This window comes from Streptomyces sp. NPDC043867 (assembly GCF_056435845.1).
The window spans coordinates 211,542-221,612 of record NZ_JBWKDS010000011.1; the positions used below are offsets into that span (position 1 = coordinate 211,542).

3 protein-coding genes, 1 tRNA gene and 2 rRNA genes are annotated in these 10,071 nt (G+C 69.4%); 1 reads left to right on the top strand and 5 read right to left on the bottom strand.

The window, feature by feature from the left end; translation table 11 throughout:
* Positions 1-150: 150 nt before the first annotated feature.
* Positions 151-5,646 (bottom strand): HAMP domain-containing protein, encoded by a 5,496-nt coding sequence (locus AC069T_RS14155; RefSeq protein WP_478782986.1) that lies wholly within the window; start codon positions 5,644-5,646, stop codon positions 151-153.
* Positions 5,647-5,989: 343 nt separating this feature from the next.
* Here AC069T_RS14155 and AC069T_RS14160 point away from each other — a divergent pair, with 343 nt between their 5' ends.
* Positions 5,990-8,737 (top strand): SpoIIE family protein phosphatase, encoded by a 2,748-nt coding sequence (locus tag AC069T_RS14160; protein ID WP_478782987.1) that lies wholly within the window; start codon positions 5,990-5,992, stop codon positions 8,735-8,737.
* Between the two features lie 94 nt (positions 8,738-8,831).
* Here the strand turns inward: AC069T_RS14160 and AC069T_RS14165 are convergent.
* The 4 genes from AC069T_RS14165 to AC069T_RS14180 form a co-directional block, all read right to left on the bottom strand.
* Positions 8,832-8,907 (bottom strand) — tRNA-Thr (locus AC069T_RS14165).
* Between the two features lie 84 nt (positions 8,908-8,991).
* On the bottom strand, positions 8,992-9,654 hold the full coding sequence (locus tag AC069T_RS14170) for a DegT/DnrJ/EryC1/StrS family aminotransferase (RefSeq protein ID WP_478782997.1): 663 nt from the start codon (positions 9,652-9,654) through the stop codon (positions 8,992-8,994).
* Positions 9,655-9,768: 114 nt separating this feature from the next.
* Positions 9,769-9,885: ribosomal RNA gene (rrf, locus tag AC069T_RS14175) — 5S ribosomal RNA — on the bottom strand.
* A 90-nt stretch (positions 9,886-9,975) separates the two neighbouring features.
* A 23S ribosomal RNA gene (locus tag AC069T_RS14180) occupies positions 9,976-10,071 on the bottom strand; the annotation flags it as partial.

Below are 10,071 nucleotides of genomic sequence, written 5' to 3' on the forward strand. Positions count from 1 at the left end.
ACACGACTTCGAGCACCGTCAGTCATGCACGTCGGGCGCGTTCCACCATGGGCCCGGGCGGGCGGAGGGGTGCGACGGCGGGCCCGGCGGTGATCCGGATCCCCCGCCCCGGTCCCCCTGCCGCTGACTCGGTGTAGCGGTCCGCCCGCGTCACTCCCCCCGCATCCACTGCTCCATGACCGAGAGCAGGTGATCGGGATCGACCGGCTTCGTCACGTAGTCGGAGGCACCCGACTCGAGGGCCTTCTCCCGGTCCCCCTTCATCGCCTTCGCGGTGAGCGCGATGATCGGCAGGCCCGCGAACTGCGGCATCCGGCGAATCGCCGTGGTCGTCGCGTACCCGTCCATCTCCGGCATCATGATGTCCATCAGGACGACCGTCACGTCGTCGTGCTGCTCCAGCACCTCGATGCCCTCGCGGCCGTTCTCGGCGTACAGCACGGACAGACCGTGCTGCTCCAGGACGCTGGTGAGCGCGAAGACGTTGCGGATGTCGTCGTCGACGATGAGCACCTTCTCGCTGTCGAAGCGGATACCCGACCTCGGCCGCGGTGACTCCTGCTGCTGCCCGTCACCCTGCCACCGCTCCGACGTCGCCCCGGCCGCCGACGGCCCGCTGAGCCCCGGCCGCTGCTCGGCGGCGGGCACCGCCCGGCGCCGCCGCCTGAAGAGCGCGGCGGGACCGTTCTGGGTGTCCTGGTACGACCTCACCTCGGCCGGCGTCTCGACGCCGGACCCGGCCTGCTCCGCCTCGGACGCGAGCAGCTCCCCGGCCCCGAGCGCCGGCGCCAGCTGCCCGTAGCCCTGCGGCGGCAGTTCGCTCGGGTACAGCGGCAAATACAGCGTGAACGTGGAGCCGCGTCCCGGTTCGCTCTGCGCGTGGATCTCCCCGCCGAGCAGCCGAGCGATCTCCCGCGAGATGGACAGCCCCAGACCCGTACCGCCGTACTTGCGGCTGGTCGTGCCGTCCGCCTGCTTGAACGCCTCGAAGATCACCCGCATCTTGCTCGCCGCGATCCCGATGCCGGTGTCGGTCACCGAGAAGGCGATCAGATCACCGTCCGCGTCCCGCAGCGAACCGGACTCCAGAAGCTGCTCCCGGATGGCCACCGGCACGTCCGCGCCCGCCGGCCGGATGACCAGTTCCACCGCTCCCGAGTCGGTGAACTTCACCGCGTTGGACAGCAGATTGCGCAGCACCTGCAGGAGGCGCTGCTCGTCGGTGTGCAGCGTGGCGGGCAGCTCCGGCGAGACCCGCACGGAGAAGTCGAGCCCCTTCTCCGCCGTCAGCGGGCGGAAGGTCGCCTCCACGTAGTCGACCAGCTGCACCAGCGCGATGCGGGTCGGCGAGACGTCCATCTTGCCCGCCTCGACCTTCGACAGGTCGAGGATGTCGTTGATCAGCTGGAGCAGGTCGGAGCCCGCGCCGTGGATCGTCTCGGCGAACTCGACCTGCTTCGGAGTGAGATTGGAGTCCGCGTTGTCCGCGAGCAACTTCGCCAGGATCAGCAGGGAGTTGAGCGGCGTACGCAGCTCGTGCGACATGTTGGCGAGGAACTCGCTCTTGTAGCGCATGGACACCGCGAGCTGCTCGGCGCGCTCCTCGAGGACCTGCCGCGCCTCCTCGATCTCGGTGTTCTTGACCTCGATGTCACGGTTCTGCTGGGCCAGCAGCTCGGCCTTCTCCTCCAGTTCGGCGTTGGACTCCTGGAGGGCCTTCTGCCGGTTCTCCAACTCGGCCGACCGCTCACGGAGTTGCTCGGTCAGCTCCTGCGACTGCTTCAGCAGCACCTCCGTCTTCGTGTTGACGGAGATGGTGTTGACGCTCGTCGCGATCATCTCGGCGATCTGGTTCAGGAAGTCCTTCTGGATGTGCGTGAACGGCGTGAACGACGCCAGCTCGATCACCCCGAGGACGGTGCCCTCGAAGAGCACCGGAAGCACGATCACCTGCGCCGGAGGCGCCTCACCGAGCCCGGAGGAGATCTTCAGATAGCCGCTCGGCGCGTTCTCCACCAGGATCGTGCGCTTCTCCTGGGCCGCCGTCCCGATCAGCGCCTCACCGGGCCGGAACGACGTCGGCATGGAGCCCATCGAGTAGCCGTACGAGCCGAGCATCCGCAGCTCGTACGCCTCCTCGTCCTGGGCGCCCGCGTCCTTGCCGTCCGGCAGCGGCATGGAGAGGAAGAACGCGCCGTGCTGCGCGGAGACGACCGGCGTCAGCTCGCTCATGATCAGCGAGGCCACGTCGTCCAGGTCGCGCCGCCCCTGCATCAGGGCCGAGATGCGCGCCAGGTTGCCCTTGAGCCAGTCCTGCTCCTTGTTGGCGATGGTGGTGTCGCGCAGGTTGGCGATCATCTTGTTGATGTAGTCCTGAAGCTCCTGGATCTCGCCCGAGGCGTCCACGTCGATCTTCAGGTTCAGGTCGCCGCGGGTCACCGCGGTCGCCACGCGCGCGATGGCGCGCACCTGCCGGGTCAGGTTCCCGGCCATCTCGTTCACCGACTCGGTGAGGTCGCGCCAGGTGCCGTCGACGTCGCGGACCCGCGCCTGGCCGCCCAGCTGACCCTCGGTGCCCACCTCGCGGGCGACGCGGGTGACCTCCTCCGCGAAGGACGACAGCTGGTCGACCATCGTGTTGATGGTGGTCTTGAGCTCCAGGATCTCGCCGCGCGCGTCGATGTCGATCTTCTTCGTGAGGTCGCCCTTCGCGATGGCCGTCGTGACCATCGCGATGTTGCGCACCTGACCGGTCAGGTTGGACGCCATCCCGTTCACCGACTCGGTGAGGTCCTTCCACGTGCCGGACACCCCCGGCACCCGCGCCTGCCCGCCGAGAATGCCGTCCGTGCCCACCTCACGGGCCACCCGGGTCACCTGGTCGGCGAACGAACTCAGCGTCTTCACCATGGTGTTGACGGTGTCGGCGAGCTGCGCGACCTCCCCGCTCGCCTCGACCGTGACCTTCTTGGTGAGGTCGCCGTTGGCCACCGCCGTCGCGACCTGCGAGATGTTCCGCACCTGATTGGTCAGGTTGTTGGCCATCACGTTGACGTTGTCGCTGAGGTCCTTCCAGATGCCCGTGACACCCGGCACCCGCGCCTGCCCGCCCAGGTTGCCCTCGGTACCCACCTCACGGGCCACCCGGGTCACCTGCTCGGCGAAGTTGGAGAGCTGGTCGACCATCGTGTTGACCGTGGTGACCAGTTCGAGGATCTCGCCCTTCGCGTCGACGGTGATCTTCTTCGACAGGTCGCCCTTGGCGACGGCGGTCGTGACCTCGGCGATGTTGCGCACCTGGATGGTCAGGTTGTTCGCCATGAAGTTCACGGACTGCGTGAGGTCCTTCCAGGTGCCGGAGACACCCTGCACCTCGGCCTGCCCGCCGAGGATGCCCTCCGTACCCACCTCGCGCGCCACGCGCGTGACCTGCTCGGCGAAGTTCGAGAGCTGGTCGACCATCGTGTTGAGGGTGTTCTTCAGCTCCAGGATCTCGCCGCGCGCGTCCACGTCGATCTTCTGCGACAGGTCACCCCGGGCCACCGCCGTAGCGACCTGCGCGATGTTGCGCACCTGGGCGGTGAGGTTGCCCGCCATGCCGTTCACGGAGTCGGTCAGGTCACGCCACACACCGGCGACGCCGGGCACCTGCGCCTGACCGCCGAGGCGGCCCTCCGTACCCACCTCGCGGGCGACCCGCGTCACCTGGTCCGCGAACGCGGAGAGCTGGTCGACCATCGTGTTGATGGTGTTCTTCAGCTCCAGGATCTCGCCGCGCGCGTCCACGTCGATCTTCTGCGACAGGTCGCCCCTGGCCACCGCCGTCGTCACCTGGGCGATCTGCCGCACCTGGGAGGTGAGGTTGCCCGCCATGAAGTTGACGGAGTCCGTCAGCTCCTTCCACGTACCGGACACGCCGTCCACACGGGCCTGACCGCCGAGGCGGCCCTCCGTCCCCACGTCCCGGGCCATCCGCGTCACCTGGTCCGCGAAGCTCGACAACTGGTCCACCATCGTGTTCACGGTGTTCTTCAGCTGGAGCATCTCGCCGGACACATCGACGGTGACCTTCTGCGACAGGTCGCCGTTCGCCACCGCCGTCGTCACCTGGGCGATGTTGCGCACCTGACCGGTGAGGTTGCGGAAAGCCGTGTTGACGGAGTCCGTGAGGTCCTTCCAGGTGCCGGCCGCGCCCGGCACCTGCGCCTGACCGCCCAGCTCACCCTCGACACCGATCTCACGCGCCACGCGCGTGACCTCGGCACCGAACGACGACAGCTGGTCCACCATCGTGTTGACGGTGTTCTTCAGCTCCAGCATCTCGCCGGCCACGTCGACGGTGACCTTCTGCGACAGGTCGCCGTTGGCCACCGCCGTCGTCACCGCGGCGATGTCCCGCACCTGAGTGGTCAGGTTCCGGAAGACCGTGTTCACCGAGTCGGTGAGGTCCTTCCAGGTGCCCGCCGCACCCGGCACGTTCGCCTGGCCACCGAGCCGGCCCTCGCCGCCGACCTCGTTCGCCACCCGCGTGACCTCGTCGGCGAACGTGCGCAGCGTCTCGGTCATCTGGTTGATCGTCTCGGCGAGCTGCGCGACCTCGCCGCGCGCCGACACCGTCACCTTCTGCGACAGGTCACCGCTGGCGACCGCCGTCGTCACCTGCGCGATCCCGCGCACCTGGGCCGTGAGGTTCCCGGCCATCAGGTTCACCGAATCGGTGAGGTCCTTCCACACTCCCGCCACACCCGGCACCTGGGCCTGGCCGCCGAGTTCACCCTCCGTGCCCACCTCCCGGGCGACCCGCGTCACCTCGGACGAGAAGGACGACAGCTGGTCCACCATCGTGTTGACGGTGTTCTTCAGCTCCAGCATCTCGCCGGCCACATGAACCGTGACCTTCCGGGACAGGTCACCCTTGGCGACCGCCGTCGTCACCAGGGCGATGTCCCGTACCTGAGCCGTCAGCCGGTACGCCATCGTGTTGACCGAGTCCGTGAGGTCCTTCCACGAACCGGACATCCCGCGCACCCGCGCCTGCCCGCCCAGCTTGCCCTCCGTGCCCACCTCACTGGCCACCCGCGTGACCTCGTCGGTGAACGTCGACAGCTGGTCGACCAGGTTGTTGACCGTGCGCCCGACCTTGAGGAACTCGCCGCGCAGCGGATGGCCGTTGCCGTCCGGAGCCTGCGCCCGCAGCTCCATACGCGGCGACAGATCGCCCTCGGCCACCGCGGACAGCACCCGGCCGACCTCGGAGACGGGCCGTACCAGATCGTCGACGAGCGCGTTGGACGCGTCGATCGCGGCCGCCCAGGAACCCTCGCAGGCCCCCGTCTCCAGCCGCTCGGTGAGCTTGCCCTCACGTCCGACCATGCGCCGCACCCGCGACAGCTCGCCGGTGAGCTGGAGGTTCCGGTCGGCCACCTCGTTGAAGACCGCCGCGATCTCGGACATCACGCCGTCGCCGGAGACCGTCAGCCGCTTGCGGAAGTTGCCGTCCCGCATCGAGACCAGGGCGGCCAGCAGCCGGTTCAGGGCGGCCGTGTCCACCGCTGTCGTACCACCGCGCGGTGTACGCCCGCCGCTCGGGGACTGTCCGTCCTTCGCGCGCGTCCTCGTGCCCCGCGTCGCTGCGCCAGACTCCACTGTGTCCCTCCCGCAGGGGTCGACCATTACTGCTCTGCGTGCTCAGGTACTTCCGCTCGGCGTACCGGGCGTACCTCTGCCCGGCATACTCGGAAGGTCCTCTGCCTGCCCGGATCTTCCCAGGGAGCCTCCCCAGTGTTTCACCCCGACCGAACCAGGCCATAACAGTTCGGCAGCTTCGCACATCGTCCGCACACCCTCCGGACGGAAACACCGGCGACCGGCATCCGCACGGACCGCGAAGGTAAGTAACCTTGCATGCGGCTGTCCAGCCACGCCGGTTCCGTCCGGACTGGGCGGTGGCACGAGCACGAGCGGGCAGGCATCGGAGGGGCGCCGCACCATGACCACCGGACTGCATCCCGGGGAAGCACCCCGGGATCCCCGGCCCACGGGGGACCAGCCCCTGCCCCGGCAGGAGCGGGTAGACCACGGAGCCCTGCACGCCGACAACCGGACAAGGAGTTCTGTGATCACCGCGCGCGCGGCCGCCACCTTCGAGCCCCTGGGGCGATCGGTCGCGACCGCCCGCGCTTTCGTTCGTGACACCCTCCAGGGCTGGGGCTTCGCCGACATCGTCGACGACGCCGTGGTCCTCACCAGCGAACTGGTCACCAACGCCGTGGTGCACGCCGGCACGTCCGCCGACGTCCTGTGTCTGCGCAGTGACGACGGCGTACGCATCGAGGTGGCCGACCGCTACCCGGAACGCGAGATCCCACTCCAGGGGACCTCCGCGGGCATGGGCAGCCCCGACCGGGAGGGCGGCCGCGGCCTGCAGCTCTGCGGGGCCCTGGCCGACCGCTGGGGCGTCGAGTACACGCCCACCCGGAAGCGGGTGTGGTTCCAGCTCGACCTGCCCGAGCGCGCGGTGGGCACCCGCACGGCCGGTCCCGCCCTCCCCGCCGCGCTGCTCCCCCTCGCCGACGGCCGGGTACGCGTCGCCGTCGTCCAGATCGACCGCACCGGCGCCATCACCGCCTGGAACGAGGACGCAGGGGAGCTCTTCGGATACACGGCGGAGCAGGTCACCGGCAAGCCGCTCACGGACCTCGCCGCCTGGCCGCACACCCCCGGGACCAGCACCGGCATCGTCGAGGCACTCCAGCTCTCGCGCTGGGAGGGCAGCTACGGCCTCCGCGGCGCCGACGGCCGCGTGATCGCCGTGTACGCGTCCCACCTGCGCGTCCGCGACACGGCCGGCGAACCCTCGACGGTCTGCCTCCTGGTGCGCAATCACGAACGCGCCGTCCTGCAGACCCCGCTGCGCGGCGCCTCCGCCGACTCCGGCACGATGAGCGAGGGCCAGACCACCGACCCGTTCGAGGTCTTCATCGGCTCTCCGGCCCCGGACGACCTGGACGGCCTCCTCCAGCGCACGGTGGAGCGCGCCCGCGACATGCTCGACGCCGACTCCGCCTTCCTGCTCCTCGCCACCGACGACGAGACGGAACTGGAGGTACGAGCCTCGACGGGCCTGCCCTCCGCCCGTCAGCGCTTCGCCCGCGTCCCCGTCGAGGCGGGCCCCGGCCGCTACGGCTCGGCCCGCATGCCGGCCGTTCACGACGACCTCGCGGCCGTCCCCGGTGCCGTCCCCCTGCTGAACGGCACCGGGATGCGCTCGGTCGTCACCGTCCCCCTGAAGGTCGAGGGCCGCCTCACCGGCTCCCTCGGCGTCGCCGCCGAAGCGCCCGGCAGGTACTCGAACGAGGAGGCGCTGCGCCTCCAGTTCGCCGCCGACCGCATCGCGCTGGCCGTCGAGTCCGCCCGCCTCGGCGAGCTGGAACGCCTGCGCCGCGGCTCCCTGTCCTTCCTCGTCGAGGCCTCCGACCTCCTCGCCGGCACCCTGGACCGCGACCAGACGCTGGCCCTGATGGCCCAGATGACGGTCCCGACGCTGGCCACCTGGTGCGCCGTCTACACGATCGCCGACCAGTCCTCGGACCCGTATCTCTCGTACGTCCTGCACGAGGACGAGGAGCGCATCGACGGTCTCAAGGCCCTGCTGTCCAAGATCTCCCCGCCCGATCCGGTCCCCACTCCCGGCGCCCGCGTCTGGTCGGCCCCCGCCGAGGCGGCCCACCAGACGGCGCTGCGCACCTCGATGCGCAGTCTCGGCCTGGGCGAGTCCCCGTCGTCGGGCTCCGGCATCGGCACGACCCTCGCCACCGCCGCCGCGGTCGGCGGCGAGACCGTCGTCCTCCCGCTGGTGGCCCGCAACCGTGTCATCGGCATGCTCACGCTCGGCAAGCCGTCGGACGAGCACTTCCGCCAGGAGATCCTGGAGCTGGCGGAGGACCTGAGCCGCCGGGCCGCGCTCGCGCTGGACAACGCCCGCCTGTACTCGGAGCGCACTGCCATCAGCCAGTCCCTCCAGCGCAGCCTGCTGCCGCCCGAACTCCCCGTGATCGACGGCGTGGAGGTCGAGGTCATCTACCGCGCGGCCGGCGAGGGCAACGAGGTGGGCGGCGACTTCTACGACGTCTTCCCGATCCGCGACGGCGCCTACGGCTTCGCCATCGGCGACGTCTGCGGTACGGGCCCTGAGGCGGCGGCGGTCACGGGCCTGGCCCGGCACGCGCTGCGGCTCCTCGCGCGCGAGGGCTTCGGCGGCCCGGCCGTCCTGGAGCGCCTGAACTCCGCGATCCTCGACGAGGGCGCCCGCAGCCGCTTCCTGACGCTCCTGTACGGGGAGTTGTGGCCGCAGGAAGACGGCTCGGCCATCCTCAAGGTGGTCTGCGCGGGCCATCCGCTGCCGCTGCGCCTGCGCCAGGACGGCACGGTCGAACCGGCCGCGGAACCGCAGCCGTTGCTCGGGGTCATGGACGACCTGGAGCTGTACGAGGAGACGGTGACGCTGGATCCCGGCGATGTGCTCCTCTGCGTGACGGACGGGGTCACCGAACGCCGTGAGGGCACCCGCATGCTCGGCGACGACGGTCTGGCCGATGTCCTCACCACCTGTACGGGGCTGACGGCCGGTGCGGTGGCGGCGCGCATCATGCGTGCGGTGGAGCGTTTCGCCTCGGACGCCCCGTCGGACGACATGGCGATTCTCGCGATGCGCGTCCCGGGCCTGCAGACGGACTGACCGACGAATTGTCCGAAAAACCCGGAAGTCCGATTCGTCGGAAGCCCTGAAACGAGAAAAGGCCCCCGCCCGGATGGGCGGAGGCCTTTTCGTGTGGAGCCCCCAAACGGAATCGAACCGTTGACCTTCTCCTTACCATGGAGACGCTCTGCCGACTGAGCTATGGGGGCCTGTCGCCTTTTCGAGGTTTCCCTCGCGGCAACGGAATAGATCATACCCCGAACAGAACCGTGGACCCAACCAGTCCGCCGTGATCAGAAGGCGGGTTGCAGCAGTCCTCCGAGTGCATTGCATGCGGAGACCAGTCGCTGCATCTCGCGCTTGGTCAGCGACGCGTTCACGGGCAGGGCGAGTGTCTCGTCCGCGGCGCGCTCGGTCTCCGGGAGACAGACGTCGCGGCGGAACCCGGGCATGCGGTGTACCGGCGTCTTCACCGGTACCCGGCAGTCGACGCCCTTGGCCCGCACCGCCCGCGCGAAGGCGTCCCGGTCAGGCCGCCCGTTGCCGGGCACGCGCACCACGTACTGCTGGTAGGTGTGCCCGTCCGCGCCGTCCGGTGTCCGTACTCCGCTGAGTCGCGCGTCGAGGTAGGCGGCCCGCGCCCTGCGCTGCGGCATCTCGTCGTACGGTGCGTCGGATTCGCCCTGCTCCAGCACCAGGAGGCCGTGCCGCTGTCCGATCTCGTGCAGGCGGGCGATGCCGGCCGGCCGCCCGAAGCGGTGCACGACGACCACGGCAGCGGTCTGCGGGGTCACCACGTCCTCGACCGCGAGGGCGTCCAGGCAGTACGTCGCCGGATCTATGTCGGCGAACACCGGTATCGCCCCGGCGAGGGTCACGGCCTCGGCGACCTCGACGTTCCCGAAAGCCGGCACGATGACCTCGTCGCCAGCTCCGACACCCGCGGCCCTGAGCATTGCAGCAGTACCCATGCCCCGGATGGTGGTCGCGCAACGTGAACTGCAAGTGACGCACAACAAAAAAGAGCTGGTCCCCGAACCGAAGTTCGGGGACCAGCTCTGTCAAAATTTGTTCGGCGGCGTCCTACTCTCCCACAGGGTCCCCCCTGCAGTACCATCGGCGCTGTAAGGCTTAGCTTCCGGGTTCGGAATGTAACCGGGCGTTTCCCTCACGCTATGACCACCGAAACACTATGAAACTGTCAACCGCACCATTGCCGTGGCCCGACAACGGGGTTGTTCGTGGTTTCAGAACCAACACAGTGGACGCGAGCAACTGAGGACAAGCCCTCGGCCTATTAGTACCAGTCACCTCCACACCTTGCGGTGCTTCCAGATCTGGCCTATCAACCCAGTCGTCTACTGGGAGCCTTA